Annotated in this window: 16 protein-coding genes; 7 read left to right on the forward strand and 9 right to left on the reverse strand. The window is 45.6% G+C overall.

Going from position 1 to position 23,816, the window contains the following annotated elements; translation table 11 throughout:
- The first annotated feature begins 192 nt into the window (after nucleotides 1-192).
- The 4 genes from UQW94_RS20690 to dhaR all read left to right on the forward strand — a co-directional run bounded on the left by UQW94_RS20690 (nucleotide 193) and on the right by dhaR (nucleotide 6,093).
- Entirely contained in the window at nucleotides 193-2,145 is a 1,953-nt protein-coding gene (locus UQW94_RS20690) for a PTS mannitol transporter subunit IICBA (protein WP_005379710.1), read from the forward strand.
- Between the two features lie 111 nt (nucleotides 2,146-2,256).
- A complete protein-coding gene (locus UQW94_RS20695; RefSeq protein WP_322142532.1) occupies nucleotides 2,257-3,405 on the forward strand; it encodes a mannitol-1-phosphate 5-dehydrogenase in 1,149 nt (382 codons plus the stop codon).
- A gap of 86 nt (nucleotides 3,406-3,491) precedes the next feature.
- Nucleotides 3,492-4,022 (forward strand): MltR family transcriptional regulator, encoded by a 531-nt coding sequence (locus UQW94_RS20700; protein WP_005379708.1) that lies wholly within the window; start codon nucleotides 3,492-3,494, stop codon nucleotides 4,020-4,022.
- A gap of 145 nt (nucleotides 4,023-4,167) precedes the next feature.
- Nucleotides 4,168-6,093 (forward strand): dihydroxyacetone kinase operon transcriptional regulator DhaR, encoded by a 1,926-nt coding sequence (gene dhaR / locus UQW94_RS20705; protein WP_322142533.1) that lies wholly within the window; start codon nucleotides 4,168-4,170, stop codon nucleotides 6,091-6,093.
- 80 nt (nucleotides 6,094-6,173) lie between these two features.
- Here the strand turns inward: dhaR and ptsP are convergent, their stop codons facing one another.
- Genes ptsP through dhaK form a run of 3 tightly spaced genes read right to left on the reverse strand, consistent with a single transcriptional unit; the run spans nucleotide 6,174 to nucleotide 10,284 of the window.
- Entirely contained in the window at nucleotides 6,174-8,573 is a 2,400-nt protein-coding gene (gene ptsP, locus UQW94_RS20710; protein WP_170893670.1) for a phosphoenolpyruvate--protein phosphotransferase, read from the reverse strand.
- Between the two features lies 1 nt (nucleotide 8,574).
- Nucleotides 8,575-9,210, reverse strand: a complete 636-nt coding sequence (gene dhaL, locus UQW94_RS20715; protein WP_005379705.1) for a dihydroxyacetone kinase subunit DhaL — start codon at nucleotides 9,208-9,210, stop codon at nucleotides 8,575-8,577.
- Between the two features lie 15 nt (nucleotides 9,211-9,225).
- Nucleotides 9,226-10,284: a dihydroxyacetone kinase subunit DhaK gene (gene dhaK, locus UQW94_RS20720; RefSeq protein WP_025534290.1), complete on the reverse strand. Its 1,059-nt coding sequence runs from the start codon at nucleotides 10,282-10,284 to the stop codon at nucleotides 9,226-9,228.
- 353 nt (nucleotides 10,285-10,637) lie between these two features.
- Between dhaK and UQW94_RS20725 the strand changes: the two genes are divergently transcribed.
- Nucleotides 10,638-11,720: a glycerol dehydrogenase gene (locus UQW94_RS20725; RefSeq protein WP_206953639.1), complete on the forward strand. Its 1,083-nt coding sequence runs from the start codon at nucleotides 10,638-10,640 to the stop codon at nucleotides 11,718-11,720.
- Nucleotides 11,721-11,809: 89 nt separating this feature from the next.
- On the opposite strand, the gene glmS is transcribed toward UQW94_RS20725, so the two are convergent.
- Together glmS and UQW94_RS20735 are read right to left on the reverse strand one after the other, a co-directional pair.
- Nucleotides 11,810-13,642 carry a glutamine--fructose-6-phosphate transaminase (isomerizing) gene (gene glmS / locus UQW94_RS20730; protein WP_005379702.1) on the reverse strand — a complete coding sequence of 611 codons (1,833 nt, stop codon included), beginning with the start codon at nucleotides 13,640-13,642 and terminating at the stop codon, nucleotides 11,810-11,812.
- Between the two features lie 110 nt (nucleotides 13,643-13,752).
- A complete protein-coding gene (locus tag UQW94_RS20735) occupies nucleotides 13,753-14,514 on the reverse strand; it encodes a DeoR/GlpR family DNA-binding transcription regulator (RefSeq protein WP_005379701.1) in 762 nt (253 codons plus the stop codon).
- A 433-nt stretch (nucleotides 14,515-14,947) separates the two neighbouring features.
- Between UQW94_RS20735 and pykF the strand changes: the two genes are divergently transcribed.
- Nucleotides 14,948-16,360 (forward strand): pyruvate kinase PykF, encoded by a 1,413-nt coding sequence (pykF, locus tag UQW94_RS20740; protein ID WP_005392243.1) that lies wholly within the window; start codon nucleotides 14,948-14,950, stop codon nucleotides 16,358-16,360.
- A gap of 157 nt (nucleotides 16,361-16,517) precedes the next feature.
- Nucleotides 16,518-17,204 (forward strand): GntR family transcriptional regulator, encoded by a 687-nt coding sequence (locus tag UQW94_RS20745; RefSeq protein WP_080659233.1) that lies wholly within the window; start codon nucleotides 16,518-16,520, stop codon nucleotides 17,202-17,204.
- 54 nt (nucleotides 17,205-17,258) lie between these two features.
- Here UQW94_RS20745 and UQW94_RS20750 read toward each other — a convergent pair whose 3' ends face one another.
- The 4 genes from UQW94_RS20750 to UQW94_RS20765 all read right to left on the reverse strand — a co-directional run bounded on the left by UQW94_RS20750 (nucleotide 17,259) and on the right by UQW94_RS20765 (nucleotide 23,728).
- Nucleotides 17,259-19,139 carry a GGDEF domain-containing protein gene (locus UQW94_RS20750; RefSeq protein ID WP_230238303.1) on the reverse strand — a complete coding sequence of 627 codons (1,881 nt, stop codon included), beginning with the start codon at nucleotides 19,137-19,139 and terminating at the stop codon, nucleotides 17,259-17,261.
- Nucleotides 19,140-19,249: 110 nt separating this feature from the next.
- The gene (gene ilvN, locus UQW94_RS20755) at nucleotides 19,250-19,744 is read right to left on the reverse strand and encodes an acetolactate synthase small subunit (RefSeq protein ID WP_005379697.1); all 495 of its coding nucleotides are present in this window, start codon (nucleotides 19,742-19,744) and stop codon (nucleotides 19,250-19,252) included.
- A 1-nt stretch (nucleotide 19,745) separates the two neighbouring features.
- Entirely contained in the window at nucleotides 19,746-21,470 is a 1,725-nt protein-coding gene (locus UQW94_RS20760; RefSeq protein WP_005379695.1) for an acetolactate synthase 3 large subunit, read from the reverse strand.
- A gap of 449 nt (nucleotides 21,471-21,919) precedes the next feature.
- Complete coding sequence (locus UQW94_RS20765) at nucleotides 21,920-23,728, reverse strand: AMP-dependent synthetase/ligase (RefSeq protein ID WP_053306858.1); 1,809 nt, start codon at nucleotides 23,726-23,728, stop codon at nucleotides 21,920-21,922.
- Nucleotides 23,729-23,816 lie beyond the last annotated feature (88 nt).

Genomic DNA, 23,816 nt, shown 5'->3' on the forward strand with positions numbered 1-23,816 from the left:
ATAAGTTGAACTTGGTCACTTAAAAACCGTTTCTCAGCCTAAGAAATGCGGGCGTAGATCACAAAAAACCCGTTGTCAGTTCCAATTGGAAAATGTGTGGTAAATTGATTGGGTACTAAGCAATCAAACAAACGGTTTTGGCGAACCGTTTACTACAACAAGATACATCAGAACATCGAACGGGGAATTGTTATGATATCACCAGATGCCAAGATCAAGATACAAAATTTTGGTCGTTTTCTGTCAAACATGGTAATGCCAAACATCGGCGCGTTTATCGCGTGGGGCTTTATCACTGCTCTATTTATCCCAACTGGATGGCTACCAAACGAAACGTTAGCCTCTATGGTTGGCCCAATGATTACCTACTTGCTGCCACTACTTATCGGTTACACCGGTGGTAAATTAGTTGGTGGCGATCGTGGTGCGGTAGTCGGTGCAATCACAACAATGGGTGTGATTGTCGGCACAGACATCCCAATGTTTATGGGTGCAATGATGGTCGGCCCAATGGGCGGCTGGGCTATCAAGAAATTCGATAACTACATCGATGGTAAAGTAAAAAGTGGCTTCGAGATGTTGGTTAACAACTTCTCTGCGGGCATCATCGGCATGCTGTGTGCGATCCTTGCTTTCATCTTTATCGGTCCATTCGTAAAAATTCTTTCTGGTGGCTTGGCGGCTGGCGTTAACTTCCTAGTTTCTGCTCACCTACTACCACTGACTTCAATCTTCGTTGAACCTGCGAAGATCCTTTTCCTAAACAATGCGATCAACCACGGTATTTTCTCTCCACTGGGTATCCAGCAAGCGTCTGAAACAGGTCAGTCGATCTTCTTCCTAATCGAAGCAAACCCAGGTCCTGGTCTAGGTATCCTGCTAGCTTACATGGTGTTTGGTAAAGGTACGGCTCGTCAAACTGCAGGTGGTGCATCAATCATCCACTTCTTCGGCGGTATCCACGAGATTTACTTCCCATACATCCTAATGAACCCTCGCCTAATCCTTGCGGCTATCGCAGGTGGTATGACTGGCGTATTCGTTCTAACTATCTTTAACGCAGGTATCGTTTCTCCAGCATCACCAGGTTCAATCTTTGCAATCTTGTTGATGACTCAGAAAGGCTCAATCGTTGGTGTTCTAGCGTCTATCGCAGCAGCAACAGGCGTGTCATTCGCCGTAGCAGCACTGCTAATGAAGACTCAAACGTCAACAGAAGAAGACGGTGATGAAGCAGCACTAGAGAAAGCAACATCACAAATGAAAGACATGAAATCTGCATCTAAAAACGATGCGGTGGTAAACAGCCAAAGCAAAGGTGACGTAGACCTAGCGACAGTACAAAGCATCATTGTCGCTTGTGATGCGGGCATGGGCTCGAGTGCAATGGGCGCGAGCATGCTACGCAAAAAGGTTCAAGACGCAGGTCTGAACATCCACGTAACCAACCTTGCCATTAACAGCTTACCAGAGAGTGCAGATATCGTGATTACTCATAAAGACTTAACGGATCGTGCACGTAAGCATGCTCCAAACGCACACCACATTTCATTGACTAACTTCCTAGACAGCGAAATGTACAACCAGCTAGTCACCAAACTACTAGCCGCACAAAACCAATCCGCAGCCAATGACGACCAAATGGTAAAAGTGTCGCTCGTGGCAGCAAACGACGACAACTTCGAGCCACAGCAAACGTCGGTGTTCCAAATCCAGCGTGAGAACATTCACCTAGGTTTGAAAGCTGCCAACAAAGAAGAAGCGATTCGCTTCGCGGGCAACAAGTTGGTCGAACTTGGCTACGCAGAACCAGAATACGTAGACGCGATGTTTGAGCGTGAAGCATTGGTTCCAACTTACCTAGGCGAATCTATCGCAGTGCCTCACGGCACGGTAGAAGCGAAAGACCGCGTGAAGAAAACCGGCATTGTAATCTGCCAATACCCATCGGGTATCCAATTTACTGAAGACGACGATGATGTAGCGAAACTGGTTATCGGCATTGCCGCTAAGAACGATGAGCACATCCAGGTGATTACCACCATTACGAACGCGCTCGATGAGCCGGAGGCAATTGAGAAGCTAACCAGCACCAACGATGTGGAAGAGATTCTGAACATCCTTGGCGGTCAACAAGCGGCTTAATTACCCCTTTAATTTGCTCCTGAGGCAAATGAGGTCAGCTGTCACCCCCTATGCGGTTGGCCTCCCCCTAGTTTCGTAAGTCAACATTTTAGACATTGGTAGGTAAGAATTATGAAAAACGCAGTTCATTTTGGCGCAGGTAACATTGGTCGTGGCTTCATCGGAAAACTCTTAGCAGATGCAGAAGTCGAGGTCACATTTGCAGACGTTGACGCTCCACTCGTCGACCAACTGAGTCACAAGCAAGAATACAAAGTAAAAGTGGTCGGTACTGAGTGCCAAATCGACACAGTAACTCACGTCACCGCGGTAAACTCAGCCAGTGAAGATGTCATCGACCGCATTGTAAAAACCGACTTGGTAACAACAGCGGTTGGCCCTAACGTACTGGACATCATTGCAAAAACCATCGCTACCGGCATTGCTAAACGCTTTGCAGCAGGTAACGATAAACCATTGAACATCATCGCGTGCGAAAACATGGTTCGTGGCACGACTCACCTAAAAGGTGGAGTGTACAAACATTTGGATGAATCATTACACGCGAAAGCAGACGAGCTAGTTGGCTTCGTCGACTCCGCAGTGGACCGCATCGTACCACCAGCAGAAGCGGCGAACGATGACCCACTAGAAGTCACTGTAGAGAGTTTTAGCGAATGGATTGTGGATGAGCAGCAATTCAAGGGCGAAATCCCTGACATAGCTGGCATGGAAAGAACCAACAACCTAATGGCATTCGTAGAACGCAAGCTATTCACTCTCAATACAGGCCACTGCATTACCGCTTACCTAGGTTGCTTGAAAGGCCATCGCACCATTCGTGAAGCAATTGAAGACCCAAGCATTCACGCTGAAGTAAAACAGGCGATGCAAGAGAGTGGTGAAGTGCTGATCAAACGCTACGGCTTCGACCGTGACATGCACAACGCCTACATCGAGAAGATTTTAGGACGCTTTGCCAACCCATACTTAGTGGATGAGGTGGATCGCGTAGGTCGTCAACCAATTAGAAAATTGGGTGCAAACGATAGATTAGTGAAGCCTTTACTCGGTACAATTGAGTATGGCACTGAAAATAAAACACTTTTGAAAGGCATTGCCGCTGCGTTGAAGTACACTAACGACACCGACCCACAAGCAGTAGAACTGCAAACCTCATTAAAAGAAGTGGGTGTGAAGAAGACGCTAGCGACATACACAGGTCTTGCAGAAGACAGTGATGAAGTGGCTCAAATCGAGACACTTTACAACCAACTTTGATTTACCTAGGGGAGCTTGGCTCCCCTTCTATGTCCTTCTCTGCTTGAAGAGTTGGGATAGCTAATAATTAGAAATGTATTCAGTATATGGCAGATAACATCAACGAAACCGAGATCATTGAGCGATTAAACAGCGCACCATCGGTACGAGGCTTTTTCATTGCAGCAGTCGACGTTTTTAACGATTCGATCGACGGGTTGGTGCAAAGAATCTTTCGTAAAGATAACTTCGCTGTTCAATCGGTTGTCGGTCCGCTGCTACAAGACTCTGGACCGCTGGGCGATCTATCTGTTCGTTTGAAGTTATTGTTTGGCTTGGGAGTGCTCCCCGATGACATTTACCACGACATCGAAGACATCATCAAACTCAAAAACCAACTCAATAGTGACGCTTCAGATTACGAATTCACTGACCCGAATATTCTAGAACCAATTAAGAAACTGCACTTGGTGAAGAAAATGGGCATGGTGCAACTGGAAGTCAGCGAACCAGATGACGACATCGACCTTGAGTTTTATCAGCTACAGCTGCAACGTCAACAACAAATCATTAAGTCAGGGCTCTCACTTGCCATTGTCGAGATTTGCAATGAGCTCGGCAAAGACAGCCCTTTTTAATCGAAAAACTGGCAAGGAAGCCTCCTCAACTCGCCCCTCTTTTTGCACATTCTTCTATACAACGTGCGTGAAAGCCATCACAGTCCATATTCCGATGTCTCTGTAACATCAGACCAATCTATCGCTAGTATTGAAACGGGATCGCATGCTTTCAATCGAAGACACTAAAACTAAGTGGGAGTTTTTCCAGAAACACCACTGGGTATCTCCAGAATTTTCCCGCACTCCCGTCCTCGAGTCGTGGGAGCGTTGCATAAAGCAATGCAGCCCTTACACCTGGTCAAAGCCACATATTGCCTCTGGATTTACCTTCTCATCTCTGATGAAACGCAACGAGCACCTCATCGAATGCGCCACGACCGTACTTGAAGACACTTACGACATGCTAGGGGACGAAGACCTGCTATTGATGGTAACCGATGGCAACGGCTGCATTCTATCTGTTGTGGGACATGACTCAATGCGACAAGAGATGCAAGCGCTCGGCATAAAACAAGGCTGTTTTCTCTCCGAAGGAAAGATAGGCACAAATGCAGTCAATCTCTGTATTAGTACTCATATCCCGTGTGAAGTTTTCGCAGCAGAACATTTCAATCGCCACTTACATCCTTATGTCTCTGTAGCGGCGCCTGTTTTCGACCAGTTTGGCAAGTTACGCGGCACAACATGCCTTCTCAAAAAAGCAGAGAGCTATAAGAAAGAAGACTTAGTCATCATCGCGTCGAGCGCGAAAGAAGTCAGCTTGCAAATCCACATTCAGTCGGAACAAGAAAACATGAACCGCCTCACTTGTGCGCATAACGCAACGTTAGAGTGCATGGATGACGGCCTTCTGGCCTGGGATGAAGAAAGCCGTATAACCATGGTAAATCACCAGTCCGAGCGTTTGTTAAACATTGAAGCCAGTCAGGTCTTGGATAAAGAAGTCTTTTCTGTTTTGCGCTTCCCACCGAATGTCCTTACTAGTATTGAGTCAGGTGCGAGCATAAACCGTAAACTCACAACGGTAGAGGTTCGTGGCGAGTTTGTTGAAGCGATCATCACCTTGCGTCCACTCAACGACGGCACACACTTATTGTTCTTGCACCCTATCGATAAAATTCGCGAACTTGCTCAACAACAAATAGGTGGCAGTGCGCGCTATACGTTCAGCACTTTGCCTGTCATTTCACGAAAAATGAAGCATGTCATTACCGTGGCAAAACGGGCCATAAAGTCCAAATCACCAATTCTAATTACAGGTGAAGAAGGCGTAGGAAAAGCCACTCTCGCCATGGCGATTCATAACGAAAGCACCTACAAAGAAGGGCCATTCATTACGCTCAACTGTCGCTCCATCAATACAGAGCAACTGGTCAAAGAAACCCTGGGATACGACGAGGGGCAAGGCATGCCTTCAAAGTTTGAGCTCGCCCATGGCGGTACGCTCTTTTTAGAAAAGGTGGAATATCTGTCGCCCGATTTACAAGCCGTGCTACTTAAGTTGTTAAAAACTGGGCTCGTCAGCCGCAGCGACAGTTTGCGATTGATCCCCGTAGACTTTCAACTTATCACCAGCACCTCTTCAGAGATCAGCGAGTATGTCACTCAGCGCTCATTTGGTCGGCAACTTTATTATGAAATCTCCTCGAACGAGCTGCATATTCCACCACTACGAAAGCGTAAAGAAGACATTGAATTTCTCGTCCAGCAGCTTATCAGCCATTACGAACGCCGCCACAATGTGACTATCTCGATAGAACCAGTCGCACTGGAAGCGTTGATGAATTTTCGTTGGTCAGGCAACAACTCTGAATTAAGAAATCGAACTGAGCGAATTTTGCTTAACCGCAGTTCCAACTTAATCAAGCTGAACGATATTCCTGAAGACATTAAACTGAATTCTCGCCATACCGCAGAAAATACGCCAGTAATCACGTTAGAAGAAGCCGAGAGAAGAGCGATTGTTCAGGCTTGGAATCAGTGTGATGGCAAAATGCATGATATGGCGAAAGCATTGCAAATTGGCCGCACGACCTTATGGAGAAAAATTAATAAGTTTGGGCTGCAGGAGCAAATGAAGCTGTATTAAGTCGTGAATTGGCGTTCCTATAACAAAAGTAAAACCGGCGTAAGCACGCCGGTACAGGTGTACTAACGATAAGGTATCGATTAAACATCGACAGACAACTGACGAATCTGCGCTTTTAGTCCCGGTAGCATGCTCGAACTGGCGCTGAATTTTCGCAACCCCACGCGGAGCAATGTTTCTGTGGCATTTGGATCGCCAGCCATCTCACCACACATACTAACCGGTATGCCCGCGCGATCGCCTGCTGCACACGTGAGCTCAATGGCTTTTAGTACCGATGGTTCAAAGTAGTTCACCAATTCAGCAACGGCGGCGTTACCTCGATCGGCGGCCATAACATATTGAGTCAAATCATTGGTGCCGATAGAGAAAAAGTCGACTTCTTGGGCTAACGCATCAGCATTTAATACCGCGGCTGGCACCTCAATCATAATACCAACGGGCAAATGAGTCGCATCCAAGCCGAGTTGGTTTGCTTGATGCGCCAACAGCGCTTTTACTTTTCTCACTTCTTCAACCTGAGCCACCATCGGTATCATCAATTGAATATTCGGTTGCTCGTGAAAGGCTCTCAGAATGGCTCGAAGTTGAGCGGTAAACAATGACTCATGTTGAAGGCACAACCGCACCCCTCTCAAACCTAAAAATGGATTATCTTCTGCTGGCATAGGATAAGCGGCTAAAGGCTTGTCACCGCCAACATCTAGACTACGAATCGTAAGTGGCTTATCACCAAGTGCGGCAGCAATATCACGATACACTTGGTATTGCACTTCCTCAGTCGGCAACTCATCACTGTTTTGAAATAGAAACTCAGTCCGGAATAGACCAACGCCCTCAGCTCCTGATGTTAGTGCATCATCAATATCTTTCGGTCCACCAATATTGGCGAATACTGGAATATGGACACCATCACAGGTGACTGCGGCTTGCTGAGCACTCGCTAGTGCACTTTGTCGGGTGCTTTGCCACTCAATTTGTTGCGCTTCTAATTCCTGTTGTATTGCATCTGAAGGAGAGAACCATAAATGCCCTCGAAAGCCATCAATAGTCACCACTTGCCCAGCACGCACAGCATCAAGGCAACCCTGAGCTTTAACGATGGCAGGAATCCCCATCGCACGAGCAAGAATCGCACTGTGAGAGGTTTTTCCTCCTTCACTCAAACAGATACCAAGCACTTTAGATTTATCAAGCCCGGCCACATCAGAAGGCATAAGGTCACGGGCCAACAAAATACTCGGTTCCTGAATGTCGATGGCATTAGGCGTTACGCCTGTCATTTCGACCATAACTTGGCGTGCTATATCATGCACATCTGCTTCGCGTTCCCGCATGTACTGACTTTCTGCCTGGCGAAACTCTTTGGCCAACGTTTGCAGTGATTCTACCCAAGCTTGCTCGGCTATCATGCCCGTTTGAATTCGCGACTCGACCGATGCCCATAATTCTGGGTCACTGAGCATCATGCTATGAGCGGAAAATATTTCCCCTTTCGGCTGCTTCGCTTGCTCCTGCAAATGTTGAACAACCACGCCTATCGCACGCTTAACCCGTTCAATTTCATCTTGTTCACTTTGGAAATCACGTTCAGGCACTGCTGGCATTTCATGAGTAAAAAGGACAGCAGGAGCAGTAGCGATACCGTCATTGACTCTAATACCAACAACAGCACCTTCAATCTGATTTGAGGCCATGCCATCGAGCAGAGTATCCGAGCTTTCTTCAGGTTCGATAATGCCTTGCTCAACCGCCTCTTTTTCTCCGAAGTGCTCACTAGCTAAGGCTTCAAATGCCTTGATTGCTTCACTGGATTGAGGTCCAAGTGCGCATAAGGTGATCGTCTCTTGACTACGAACGCCAAGTTTCGCAATGCTGTTCAAGCTTTTCGCGTTCACACGGCGCTCGCCTTTTTTCAACCATAATTGGCAGTCGAAAGGCGCGAGTGCACCAACAATGGCCGCAGCGGGACGAGCATGTAATCCATGCGGATTTTGCACTACCCAATCAAATGTCCGTTCTTGCTCAAAGTTTTCTGATACTGGCGCTATCTCAGCGGATGTTAGTGGCTGATCACCAAGATGCTCTTGTTTTACGCTTAACGCATTCTGTGCCTCTTCGACTACCGTCGATAAAGGTAGTCCGGCAGCAGCAGCCACCGACGCCGCCATGGTTCCTTCAACAATAGGTGCCGAGATAAGGGTGACATTTTCCCTCACATGATCATCAATCAGGTCCAGAGCCATTTCCGTGCTAAGCAACGCGCTGCCAAGATCCATCAACACAACAACCCCTTGTTGATCTTGTACCTGCTCAATCGCTTCCATCACGGCAATGGCATCGGTTCCGATCGGGTTCTCTGGATCATCAATCCCAGCCGCAATCGCAAGCTTGGCTTTGCCTTGCGTCATTTGGGTGGCAAGTTCTGCCACCCCTTCTGCAAGTCGACGACTATGAGATACAACTACAATTCCCACCATCTTAATTACCTGCTATTGCCTGCTGGAGTGCTTTAATCATTAACAAAGAAGAGGTTGCACCGGGATCTTGGTGACCAATACTACGTTCCCCCAGATAGCTTGCTCGCCCTTTTTTCGCCAACATTTCAATCGTGGCAACCGCGTTCGTTTCTGCTAGCTCAACCATTTCATTCAGTAAGTGATCGGCGCTCATGCCATTTTCTAACGACGCCTTCACGCTAACTAAGACGGGTAACCAAACATCACACATGGTTTTATCACCCAGCTCTGCTTTACCACGAGACACCACGCCATCCACACCGCTTTTTAGTGCATCGACCAACTCTTCAAACGTTAGTTGCTCTCGGGTTCCGACAGCGGCAGCCGTGCGAATAAACAGCGTGCCATAAAGCGGGCCACTTGCCCCACCGACACTAGAAAGCAAGGTCATGCCCGTATTCTTGAGAATGCTGCCGATATTTTGGTCCGCAAATTGCGGTAGTTTTTCAGCAACTTTTTTAAAGCCACGGTTCATATTGAGACCATGGTCTGCGTCACCAATATCACGATCAAGGTCGGTCAGAAAATCTTGATTCTCTTGATACGTTTTTGCACATAACTCTAACCAGTGAACGATATGTTGTTTTTCAATTTGCATGTTTGCTCCCCCCTGTTACCACTTGATCGCAGCCGTATCGACAGGAGCATCAAACAGCTCCAACATCTCTTTATCTGCTTTCAGCAACGTAATTGAAACGCCTTCCATATCAAGTGACGTACAAAAGTTACCGACCATATTACGCACGATACGGAACCCCGCTTGCTCGCAGTTATGGGCAAGACGGCGGTACACTCCGTAAAGCTCAGAAATTGGCGTTCCGCCCATACCATTCACCATCACAATATAGTCGTGTTCAGCGGCGAAAGGCTCAATGCTGGATTCCACTTCATCCCATTCACCTTCGTCACGATTCCAAATACGCAATGTGCGCTGATAAGGCGTGTTTTCAGCAACTTCAGCAAACATCTCATCCACTAACGTATCGGCGTCGGTGTATTTCACTCGCTTGATACCTGGTTCACCATGGATACCAACACCAAACTCCACTTCATCATCTTCCAGAACAAAAGATGGTTTACCCGCAGCTGGCACAACACAAGCATTAAGCGCCACGCCAAATGAACGACAGTGATTATTAACGCGACGAGCCAGTGCTTCACATTGCTCCAGCGAATAACCTTTGTTCGCGGCAGCACCAACTAACTTCTCAACTAATACCGTTCCAGCAACACCACGACGACCAGCGGTGTACAGGCTGTCTTTGACTGCAACATCGTCATCCACCAACACCGACCCAACTTTGATGCCATCGGTATGAAGCAGCTCCACGGCCGTTTCAAAGTTCAACACATCACCGGTGTAGTTTTTAATGATAAACAGCACGCCTTCACCAGTATTCACTTGGTTACCACATTCGTACATTTGATCTGGCGTAGGTGAAGTAAATACCTCTCCAGGGCAAGCACCTGTCAGCATGCCTTTACCAATAAAACCTGCGTGTAAAGGTTCATGACCACAGCCACCACCAGAAACCAATGCCACTTGCCCCGGCGTTTCCTCATGCCACATGTAACGAGGTTCGTAGTTAGCTTTTAGCTCAGGGCGGGACAATGCCAGGCCTTCCATTTGCTGCAATACAACATCATCGACTTGGTTAATTAACTTTTTCATCGTTCTATCTCATTCCATTTATATTTTTATGTAGGGTATGAATTCATCTTAAACAGAGAAAAAGCGTACTCAACAAAAATCAATCTGTTTCATATTGAAACAAAATCTTCGACATTCTCGTTTCAATATGAAACAAAAAACGACAAATTTTCCTGAATAGTGATCGTCGCCATAAAGCATGCTGATGCTTATTACTTCTGACAGTCGGTTTGACACAGAGGTCATAAAAGCATGGAACAAAATCAGAGATATCCTTAACCACTTACCACACCAAACCTAATATAAACCTTATCGCTACAATGGATTTTCATTGCAGTCAAAAACACACATAAAAAAGGTTAAAGGTTTGAATTATGGATAAAATTATTATCAGCCCAAGCAAATACGTCCAAGGTGAACAAGTACTTACATCTATCGCTCACTATGTGAAAACATTAGGTGAACGTCCGTTAGTAATTGCTGATGAGTTCGTGACTAACCTGGTTGGTGATGACGTCAAACAAAGCTTTGCTGACGAGAAGCTTCCACTCACTATGAACATTTTTGGTGGCGAATGTTCGCGCGTTGAGATTGAACGCATCACGGACATTTGTGCGACTCAAAAACATGATGTCATTGTCGGTATTGGTGGCGGTAAAACGTTAGATACAGCAAAGGCTGTTGCGTTTTACACCAAAATTCCTGTCGTGGTGGTTCCTACGATTGCCTCGACTGATGCGCCAACCTCAGCGCTTGCGGTGATATACACACCTGAAGGTGAATTTGCAGAATATTTGATGATCCCTAAAAACCCAGACATGGTCATCATGGATACGTCAGTCATCGCCAAAGCCCCAGTTCGCTTACTTGTATCGGGGATGGGCGACGCGCTTTCCACCTACTTTGAAGCTCGTGCCAATATGACTTCTGGTAAGGCAACAATGGCTGGTGGGTTAGCGACGCGTTCAGCACAAGCGCTTGCGAAACTTTGCTATGAAACCTTGCTTGAAGATGGTGTAAAAGCAAAAGCTGCGGTAGAAAATGGTGTGAGCACCAAAGCGGTAGAAAACATTATTGAAGCCAATACATACCTAAGCGGTATCGGTTTTGAAAGCAGTGGTCTAGCGGGTGCTCACGCTATTCATAACGGCCTAACTAAGCTTGAAGAGTGTCATCATCTCTATCATGGTGAGAAAGTCGCGTTCGGCACACTTGTTCAGCTGGTACTAGAAAACGCAGCGATGGAAGAGATTAATACGGTTCTTGCATTCTGCCGCTCTGTAGGTCTACCAACCAACTTATTTGATATGGGCGTTAAAGATCTTAACCACGCTAAGTTGCGCGAGGTCGCCGAAGCCTCAACGGCCGAGGGAGAAACCATCCACAATATGCCATTCCCAGTGACGGCAGAAAATGTCTACTCTGCAATTCTAACCGCTCACCAGTTGGGTCAATAACTCACCCCCCCCCCCTTAAAGTGGGCTTAAATAAAAAAGCGGCACATACTCTCGCATGTGCCGCTCAGGATTTTTGCTGTTAAGCGTAATTACTCAACCGTCACCGCTTTCGCTAGGTTACGTGGTTGGTCTACGTCCGTACCTTTGATCAGTGCTACGTAGTAAGACAGCAACTGCATAGGGATGGTGTAGTAGATCGCCGCCGTGATTTCACTAACGTGAGGCATTGTGATGATCTTCATTGTCTCATCGCCTTCGAAGCCTGCGTCTGCATCTGCGAATACGTATAGAAGGCCGCCACGCGCACGCACTTCTTCAACGTTTGATTTTAGCTTTTCAAGTAGGTCGTTGCTTGGTGCAACCACAACAACTGGCATGTCAGCATCAATTAGGGCCAGAGGACCGTGTTTCAGTTCACCCGCCGCGTACGCTTCTGCGTGGATGTACGAGATCTCTTTCAGTTTTAGAGACGCTTCCATCGCGATTGGGTAGAACTCGCCACGGCCTAGGAACAATGTGTGGTGCTTGTCTGCAAAATCCGTTGCTAGTGCTTCAATTTCTTTCTCGAAAGAAAGTGCCGCGTTGATTTGCTTAGGAAGTGCGTGTAGCGCTTCAACAATCTCTTTTTCTTTCTCTTTGCTGATGCGGCCTTGCTCTTTACCCAGTGCCGTTACCAACATAAGTAGTGCAGAAAGTTGAGTCGTGAACGCTTTGGTTGAAGCCACACCGATTTCAACACCAGCGCGAGTCATGAACGCAAAATCTGATTCACGAACCAGAGAAGAGCCTGCTACGTTACAAATGGTCATCGCCGCCATGTAACCTTTCTCTTTTGCTAGGCGAAGTGCTGCTAGCGTATCAGCGGTTTCACCAGACTGAGACAACGTGATCAATAGGCTGTTTGGACGAGTCACAAACTTGCGGTAACGGAATTCAGACGCAATTTCTACATCACAGCTAACGCCTGCAATGTCTTCAAACCAGTAACGTGCCGTCATACCTGCGTTGTAAGACGTACCACACGCCACGATTTGTACGTGTTCTACTTTGCTTAGAATGTCTGCCGCGTGCACACCGATCGCGTCTGTCACAACAGAATCTGACGTGATACGACCTTCCATTGTGTTGATCAACGCTTTAGGTTGCTCATAGATTTCTTTTTGCATGAAGTGACGGTATTGACCTTTATCACCTGCATCATGCTCTGCGTTAGATTCAACAATTTCACGCTCAACTGGCTCACCCGTTGCATCAAACACAGTGACTTCACGGCGAGTAATTTCTGCTACGTCCCCTTCTTCTAGGTACATGAAACGGCGCGTAACGTTAAGTAATGCAAGTTGGTCAGACGCTAGGAAGTTTTCACCCACACCAAAACCGATCACGATCGGGCTGCCTGAACGCGCTACTACGATGCGTGAAGGATCTTTGCGATCCAACGCTACCGTGCCGTATGCGCCTTCAAGTTGTTTTGCTGTTTTTTGTACCGCTTCTAATAGCGTTTCTGAAGTACGAAGTTCCCACTCAACCATGTGTGCGATAACTTCTGTATCCGTTTGCGATTCAAACACGTAGCCACGAGATTGAAGCAGCTCACGCAGCTCTTCATGGTTTTCGATGATGCCGTTATGGACCACTGCGATATCACCAGACATGTGTGGGTGAGCATTGATTTCAGAAGGTTCACCGTGCGTCGCCCAACGAGTGTGCGCAATACCAGTTCCGCCGATCACTTTTGCTTCTTCTACTGCATCAGCCAATTCTTGTACTTTACCCAAGCGACGAACGCGCGTTAGGTTTGATTCGCCATCAACAACCGCAACGCCAGCAGAGTCGTAACCGCGGTACTCTAAGCGGCGTAGACCTTCAACCAAAATTTCTGCAACATCTCGTTGTGCTACTGCACCTACGATTCCACACATGTGTTTATCTCCGTTTGTAGTTTTGTTCTTCCCTAGCCATGATTTCAAATAGAGGCAGCAAGCAAAGGCCTTTATCCAGAGGGAAGTGAAATATGAAACTGATTACATTATTAGGCGCAAATGACTTTCACGCCATGTTGTTCAATCTGTACTTTATGCTCTGCTTGGATATCTGCATCGGTCACCAACACATCAACTTGATGCCAAGCGAGCTCTAAGTTTGGGATCTTACGGCCGATTTTTTCGGACTCGATCATTACGATCACTTCACGTGACGCTTCTGCCATTACCTTACTTAAGCCAACCAATTCATTAAATGTCGTGGTTCCACGCTCGAGATCGATGCCATCCGCACCGATGAATAGTTGGTCAAAGTCGTAAGCTCGTAATACAGATTCGGCTACTTTGCCTTGAAAGGACTCTGAGTGCGTATCCCAAGTACCGCCAGTCATCAGCAGTGTCGGTTCGCTCTCTAATTCATTTAGGGCGTTAGCAACATGCAACGAGTTGGTCATGACCACTAAGCCACGTTTATCATTCAACTGTTGAATCAGCGCGGCAGTCGTGCTGCCACTGTCGATCACGATGCGATTATGATCGCGAATCAATGATGCTGCTGCTTTTGCTAAGCTTAACTTTCGAGTCGAAACATTAGCGCCCAATTCTTCGTGAATGACTTCCTTTGGGATAGCAATCGCACCGCCATAGCGGCGTAGAAGTTGGCCGTTTTTCTCTAAAGAAGCTAAATCCTTTCTAATCGTGACCTCTGAGGTTTCGAATTTCTGAGCAAGTTCATCAACGCTGACTTCTCCTAGTTCAGAAACCAAGTTAGAAATGGCGTGTCTTCTTAATTGAGTATTTCGTTTCGACATTTAAGTTTTGATTTTAAGTTTCGATGTGAAACTTATTATAGTCAAACCGAAACTTTTAAGTCCATTTATTTCGATCCAAAAAATTAATATTTCTCGATAAAACCTTGTCCTAAGACAATTCTTAAACAGTGATATTGGATTCATTCAGTGGTAGAATTCGCCACCGAAAAGAAAAAAAATTACAGAATTGAAGGCTATTTTTTTGCAACTTTCTGCATATAAAGTGGGATTAGTCACAAAAAGGTAACCAAAATCGCCGATCTTTTAGTCATAAAATGACTAAACTTGGTGAAAGACTTTCAGAATCTGAAGTTCTAATAATGAGACGAAAAATCGGTGGGTGACAGGTACTAAATGTCATCAAAAACGTCCTGACTTCAGAGTAAATAACCGACTTTCAAATTGTAACTATACTTACCGGAGAGTATCTTCCATGAAAAAGACCAAAATCGTATGTACGATTGGCCCTAAAACAGAATCTGTAGAGAAGCTAACTGAACTAGTTAACGCAGGCATGAACGTAATGCGCCTTAACTTCTCTCACGGTGACTACGAAGAACACGGCACTCGTATCGCGAACTTCCGTAAAGTAATGGAAGCTACTGGCAAACCACTAGCAATTCTTCTAGATACTAAAGGTCCAGAAATCCGCACTATCAAGCTAGAAGGCGGTAACGATGTTGATCTAGTAGCAGGTCAAGAATTCACTTTCACAACTGACACTTCAGTTGTAGGTAACAAAGATAAAGTTGCAGTAACTTACGCTGGTTTCGCAGCAGACCTAAACGTAGGTAACACTATCCTAGTAGACGACGGTCTAATCGAGATGGAAGTTATCTCTAAGACTGAAACTGAAGTTAAATGTAAAGTTCTTAACAACGGTGCACTAGGCGAAAACAAAGGTGTTAACCTTCCTGGCGTTTCTGTAAACCTACCTGCACTATCTGAAAAAGATAAGAACGACCTTAAATTTGGTTGTGAGCAAGGCGTTGACTTCGTAGCAGCTTCTTTCATCCGTAAAGCGTCTGACGTTCAAGAAATCCGTGAAGTACTTGCTGCAAACGGCGGCGAGAACATCCACATCATCTCTAAGATCGAAAACCAAGAAGGTGTTGATAACTTCGACGAGATCCTAGAGCTTTCTGACGGCATCATGGTTGCTCGTGGTGACCTAGGTGTTGAAATCCCAGCGGAAGAAGTAATCTTCGCTCAGAAAATGATGATCGAGAAGTGTAACCGTGCACGTAAGATGGTTATCACTGCAACTCAAATGCTTGATTCTATGATCAACAACCCACGTCCTACTCGTGCGGAAGCAGGCGACGTTGCTAACGCAGTAATGGACGGTACTGACGCAGTAATGCTTTCTGGTGAAACGGCGAAAGGTAAATACCCTGTTGAAGCGGTAACTATCATGGCTCAAATCGCGAACCGTACTGACTCAGCGCTAAAAGCTGAACTAGGTTCTCGTCTAGACAGCCCACGTCTTCGCATCACTGAAGCAGTATGTAAAGGCGCTGTAGACACAGCTGAGAAACTAGCTGCTCCACTTATCGTTGTTGCAACTGAAGGCGGTAAGTCTGCACGTTCAGTACGTAAGTACTTCCCAACTGCAAACATTCTAGCGCTAACAACTAACAAGAAAACTGCTGCACAGCTAGTTCTAACTAAAGGTGTTACTCCTGTAGTTGTTGATTCAATCGAAAGCACTGACGCATTCTACGTAGCGGGTAAAGAACTTGCTCTAGAATCAGGTCTAGGTAACAAAGGCGATATCGTTGTTATGGTTTCTGGCGCTCTAGTTGCTTCAGGTACTACGAACACAGCTTCTGTACACGTGCTATAAGACTGAACTTTTAACACTTCAGTTTCTTGAGAAGGAGGGCTTATGCCCTCCTTTTTTATATGGCTTTCTTGCTCTCATAATAGGCTAATTGTATTATTTACCTCTATCAGAATTTCGTACTGTTTAATTTTATCGTCACGATTAAAGTTTCTATGAGGTGTATGTGTCTAGTCCCACTCTTACCGACAAAGTATTAAGAATGATCCGTCAGGATATTCTCGATGGCGAGCTTAAACCAGGTCAAAAACTCGTGGTTGCCGAACTCAAAGAGAAGTACAACGTAGGAGCGTCACCCATTCGAGAAGCATTGGTGCAATTATCTTGGAGCAAATACGTCAAACTCGAGCCGCAAAAAGGCTGCTGGGTTGCACCTGTATGTAAAGATGAGTTACATGACTTGTACGAAAGCCTGCAAATGGTCTCCGCATGCTTACTCAGTAAGGCAATTATGATTGGCGATGAAAAATGGGAACTGGATGTACTAACTGCTTATCACAAGTTATCCCGAGTAAAACCTGGCGAAAGCTTTTGTTGGAGGGAATGGGAAGAGCGCCAAAATCAGTTTCTTACTGCGCTGTTTGAAGGTGCTGGCTCTGTCAATATGTTTGGTTTTTTCCGCGATCTACTCACGCAAATTAAACGCTACCAATACTTCGCGATGCAGATTTTAGGCACAGGGAACCCTGGGCACTGTAATCTCGATGAGCAAGAAATACTGATGAAGGCATCGCTAGACAAAAAGAGTCAGGATGCTTTAGGTTATCTAGAGCGTTATTTGAGACAGTCAATACAGTGTATCGAAGCCGCCATCGACAACCAATGTCGCATACTGGCTAGCGAATAACGCTGAGACTAAAAAGCGGGGGTCTATCCCCGTTTTTTCGTTTTTGTAAAAGCACTAAGCAATATCATCATAACTATGACATAGCGATACGCAGTTACGCCCTGCACTTTTTGACTCATACAAAGCAATATCAGCACATTTATACGTTCTTGTACGATCAGAGGTTAAATCACTATACCCAGCACTTACAGTAATGCCTCTATCACTACGCATTTGAACCGCGACACGTAGCCTGTTCAATACAATTTCAGCCTCTTCTAGTGTTGTATGCGGCATAATCACTGCAAATTCCTCACCACCGACACGAGATACAAAGTCTGTGCTGCGGACTTCTTCTAGGAGGGTTTCTGCGACACTACAAATCACCTTGTCTCCTTCGTCGTGGCCAAGCTCGTCATTAATACGTTTAAAGTGGTCAATATCAAACAACGCCAAACAAGCAGGAGGGCTATCAGGATAGCGTTCAATAATCCCCGCATATTGCGCCAATTGCTCTTCAAATTTTCGGCGGTTCCACAACCCCGTCAAGCCATCTTTTTCGCTTAGGTTTCGTAATTTTTCTTCTAACTCTTTTTGCCCAGAGATATCCACTAGCGACGTAATGTAATAACTCACTTTACCTGATTTGGTTAAATTCGCCTGAATACGCATTATTGCAGTAAAGACTTGATTAAACTTAGTTCGACAACGAATCTCCCCTTCCCATACGTGTTCACTCTTCAGTGTTTTCCAGATACTCAGGTTTGCTTCGAGATCTTCAGGTAGAAAAATTAAATGATGTGCACTCCAACCTTGGGCATGCTTGGTTGAGTAACCCATCATGTTTTCAAACTCTTGATTAACCATGATGATTCTATGTGAAGCATCCGAGATCATCACCGCAGTCATACCATCAAGAGCAGCTCGAGCCAACTTCGATTCCATACTATGACGCCGATAATGCAGAGCAAGGGCTGCCGTCGGCAAAGTGAAGCCGAGCACCAAACTTAGAACAAAAAACGCTTCTTGGATTAAGTCATCAATATCCCTCTGAGCTCGGGATAATAACTGCTCATTGGTAAGATCAATAACCAGATGAAGAGGTTCGCTAGAAACAAACTGGATGGTGCGATACGCGACCAAATTCGAACCATTGTAAGCATAGCCCGAATCTTTTGAATTTAAACTACGCCAAATGTTTGGGTACATCCGGCCAAAATTAAATTGAGAGCGAGCGGGAATTATATGGCCATACAAACGAGCTGATTTAGGGCTATCAATGTAAAATCCGTCACTCTTAATCAGCTCAATATGGAAATCAAGCACTGACGAATAGTTGAGTCGAGAGGATAAATAGTCAATATCAACATTAAGCACAAGATACCCTTCGCGCTTTCCGTTAAGCGAAATAGGCATCAAAATACGCAGTGACGGGCTATAGGGATAGACTAACTCGCCATACTCTCGTTCTAAACCTATCCCCCACGAAGCGATTTCGCCATCGTCTAAGTTCTTAGCGAATTGAAAGTAATCTCGCTCTGACTTATTTTGCAATTTGATCGCGGGCAACGCAGCGCCTGTTTCAATATCATAATTAATCCTCACTTTTTCTCGACCAGAAACATCAAGAAAGCGAATTTGCTTATACAACTTTTGATTGATTGCGACCGAGATCCACATGTCTTCTAAGATGGAACGGTTCACCCGGTTAGGTTGGCGCAGATATTCATACAGACTTTGGCTGTGACCAAGTAGGTCACTGATCGTTTCGATTTGATCCTGAATATTGCTGTATTCACGGCCAGTATAGGCCAATTGATGTAACGCTTCTTGAGCGGTGTTCTCAACATTGTTTTCTAACAATGTCAGATATTTCTGATAGTAGTAAGCGGCAGTGAGTGCACTAAAAAATAGTGCTGTCGCCAATAAGGTGCCGACTCGCTTAGGTACTTTCACACGTCTAATGCCTATCATGCTTACTAAAACGACAATTATATCATTAATTGTTATTTTCTAAACAAAAAAGCCACTTAGATTAAGTGGCTTTTCTATATGCAATCATAGAGTTAAGGTTTGAGGGCTCGCTCTCCTCGCGCAATGCCAACGACACCACTACGAGCAACTTCGACAACTTCGGTCACTTCGGATATCGCTTGAATGAAGGCATCTAGCTTTTCACTCGTACCCGCAAGTTGTACGGTGTATTGGGAAGCCGTGACATCCACGATCTGGCCACGAAAGATGTCTGCCGTACGCTTCACTTCTGCTCGCGCAAAACCACTGGCTTTCACTTTCACCATCATCAGTTCACGCTCAATGTGCTCATACTCGGTGACTTCTTGCACTTTCAGCACATCGATCAATTTGTGTAACTGCTTCTGAATTTGTTCCAACTGCATCTCATCAGATGTCGTGGTAATGTTCATTCGCGACAGGGTTTCATCATCAGTCGGTGATACCGTCAAAGATTCAATGTTGTAACCACGTTGAGAGAACAAACCAACAACACGAGACAACGCACCCGGTTGGTTTTCCAATAGCAATGAAATAATGTGTCTCATATTAAGTTCTCTCCGTTTTGCTTAGCCACATTTTATCCATACCCTCACCTTTGATTTGCATCGGGTATACGTGTTCGGTTTCGTCTACGTTGATGTCCACAAACACCAGACGATCTTTCATATCCAACGCTTTTTGTAGCCCTTCTTCGAGCTGATCAGGCGTTTCGATACGAATACCGACGTGACCATAAGCTTCTGCAATCGCTGCAAAGTCAGGAACAGAACTCATGTAAGAATTAGAGTGACGACCTTGATAAATAATGTCTTGCCACTGTTTTACCATGCCTAAGAATCGGTTGTTCAGGTTGATGATCTTCACTGGAATGTCGTATTGCATGGCTGTCGACAATTCTTGAATGTTCATCTGAATGCTGCCGTCACCAGTCACAACCACGACCTCTTCTTGTGGCATGGCAAACTTCACGCCCATGCCAGCCGGAAGACCAAATCCCATGGTGCCAAGACCACCAGAGTTTATCCAACGGCGCGGCTTATTGAATGGGTAGTACAGCGCCGCAAACATCTGATGCTGGCCCACATCAGACGCCACATATGCGTCACCATTAGTTAGCTTGTGCAGCGTTTCAATTACTTGCTGTGGCTTGATTCGTTCTGGAGACGTTTCATAAGACAAGCAGTTGCGGTCACGCCATACTTGAATGTCATCCCACCATGCAGTGATAGCATCTTGATCATTTCCACTACCTTGCTCTGCAAGCAGCCCGAGCATGGTTGTCAGCACTTTTTCCGCAGAACCTACGATCGGCAAATCCACTTTCACGTTTTTCGAGATCGATGACGGATCGATATCAATATGCATCACTTTTGCGTTTGGGCAGTACTTTTCAAGATTGTTGGTTGTACGGTCATCAAAACGCACACCGATACCAAAAATAAGATCCGCTTCATGCATTGCCATATTAGCTTCGTAAGTGCCGTGCATACCCAACATGCCCAGTGAGTTTTTATGTGTACCCGGGAATGCCCCCAAGCCCATCAAAGTACTCACAACGGGTAGGTTCAGTTTGTCGGAAAGCTCTAAAATATGTTCATGAGCGCCAGAAATCACCGCACCACCACCGATATAAAGCACTGGTTTTTTCGCTTCTAATAGCGATTTAAGCGCTTTTTTAATCTGGCCTTTATGGCCCGAAGTTGTCGGCTTGTAAGAACGCATTGAAAGCGTTTCTGGGTATTGGTAAGGCAGTTTGATTTGCGGATTCATTACATCTTTTGGCAAGTCAATAACTACTGGACCAGGTCGACCTGTAGTCGCGATATAAAACGCTTTTTTGATTGTTTCAGGAATATCTTCCGCTTTTTTTACTAAAAAGCTGTGTTTGACCACTGGGCGGGAGACACCGACGATGTCACACTCTTGGAAAGCATCATTACCAATTAGGCTATTCGGTACGTTACCCGAGATAACGATCATTGGGATAGAGTCCATATACGCTGTTGCAATACCCGTAATGGTATTGGTCGCGCCCGGCCCCGAGCACACAAGTACGACACCCGGTTTACCGGTAGCTCGAGCGTAACCATCTGCCATATGAGTGGCGGCTTGCTCATGCCTTACAAGTACGTGTTTGATTTGATCGGTTTTGGCATGCAGTGCATCGTAGATATCCAAAACAGAGCCACCTGGGTAGCCAAAGATCTGCTCTACGTGCTCTTCTATCAGAGATTGAACCACCATCTCTGCGCCTGACAACATTGCTGTCATAATTGCTCTCCTTAGCCAGTTTCCTCACCGTAAGGTCAACGGATTGGTCTGGTTTTACATAGTCTAGGTCTTATTCGTAGCCTAATCGAAATACTTCCACGTTTTCGGCTATGTCTTGCGTTCGTCATAACATCCCGCAAGGTTACCCAACAAATGTAACGTTTTATTATCAAAGGGTCTAATGAGAGATTGGTCTACTTTTTAAACAAGATACTAGTAATTAGAATGTTAGTAGGAATAGCAGCCACACATCTCCTATTTCACAGTACAACCTAGAAACTTAACGCTCAAAAAAAGAACATTATTTCATAAGCTTTTAGCTACAGAGGGCGAAATAGCGTTATTTGACGAGCAGAACAGAAAAAATCAATACAAACAAAAATCCCCAGCAATGCGCGATCACATCACTGGGGATTTTTTCATCAATATAAAATCTAAGTCAGCTTAAGTTACTTTTTATCCGACTTTTCCTTATACATTTCTTCAATTTCATCTTGGTATTTGTCATTGATGACTTTACGACGAAGTTTTTGAGTTGGCGTTAACTCACCATCATCCATAGAGAAAGCTCTTGGTAACAGTTTAAACTTCTTTACTTGTTCAAACTTTGCCAACTCTTTTTGAAGATCGTTCACACGCTTCTCAAGCATTTCGACCACCTGGTGGTGCTTAATCAACTCAACGCGATCGTGATATTTGATATTCAGCTCTTTCGCGTACTCTTCTAGCGAGTCATAACAAGGCACGATAAGCGCAGAAACAAACTTACGAGTATCCGCAATGACTGCGATTTGCTCGATGAAGTGGTCTTTACCAATCGCACCTTCAATCATTTGTGGAGCGATGTATTTACCACCTGAAGTTTTCATCAACTCTTTGATACGGTCGGTGATGAACAAGTTGCCATTTTCATCAATGTAACCAGCGTCGCCCGTTTTTAGAAAACCGTGCTCATCAAAGGTCTTTTCCGTCTCTTCTGGCATTTTGTAATAGCCACGCATCACCATTGGACCACGAACCAGAATCTCGTTGTTTTCGCCAATCTTAACCTGTGCGCCAGGCATCGACATACCAATAGAGTCGGGGTTAAAACATTTATCATCCCAACACGATACTGTCGCCGTGGTTTCAGTCATGCCGTAGCCCAACTTAACGTTGATACCAATCGCATGGAAGAATCGACCGATGGTTTCATCCAACTTTGCACCGCCACAAGGCATAAAGTTGATTTGCCCGCCAAGTAGCGCACGCAGTTTGCTCAGAACCAACTTATCCGCCAAAGCGTATGACTTACGCAGCAAGAGCGATGGCTGACGTTTTTCTTGATGACAAGCGGCCATTTTTGCGCCCATGTTGACTGCCCAAGTAAACATGATCTTACGATGAATCGGCGCGCGAGACACTTTCTCGTGAATCGCAGAGAAGATCTTTTCATAGAAACGCGGTACGGCACACATCACGGTAGGTCGCACCTGGCTCAGTGCATCACGTACTTGCATGGTGTCTTGCAAATAGCAGTTGGTCGCCCCTTTGTACAATACATAAAAGGTCCAAGCGCGCTCAAATACGTGTGACAACGGAAGGAAGCATAATGACACGTCACTTTGAGAAAGGCTCAAGCGCTGATCGTGCCCTTCCAATTGCGCCGCAATGTTTGCGTAGTCCAACATAACGCCTTTTGGCTGGCCTGTTGTACCCGAGGTGTAGATCAGCGTGAGTAGATCATCTTCTTTTGCCTGATCTAAACGCGCGTCCAATTCAACTTGATATGTAGTGTCGCCTTTGGCAACAAATGCTTGCCAAGAGATAACGAAATCATGATCGCCAAGTTCCACATCATCAGACATCGCAACAATGAGCTCTAACTGTTCGCACTGGTCGAAAATGCTCACTGCTGCATCAAGTTGAGGCTGTTCACCAACAAACAGAACTTTGACGTCTGCATTGTTAATGATGTACGCCGACTGGGCGGCAGTATTGGTTGGGTAAATAGGTACTGTCACGCTGCGTAATTGCAGTGCTGCGATATCAGCAATCGTCCATTGCGGCATGTTGTTCGAGAAAATGCCGATCTTATCTTGGACTCCTAATCCCTGAGCCAAAAGTGCAAGTGATAAAGCATCAACTTGCTGACCAAATTGCGTCCACGTAATACCTTGCCACTCCTCACCCACTTTATGCTTGAGTGCAACGCGTGTACCACCGTTCGCAATTTGTTCACGAATACGTTTAACGATATGAAAATCTAACTTGGCCATTCTTTTACTTACCTTTTGGCTTACAGGCGTAAGCTAATTGAGCGAACAAGTGTACTCACGGCTTGCTAAAACGCAACTGACCAGTATC

This window comes from Vibrio sp. PBL-C16, assembly GCF_034321865.1.
GTDB lineage: Bacteria > Pseudomonadota > Gammaproteobacteria > Enterobacterales > Vibrionaceae > Vibrio > Vibrio alginolyticus.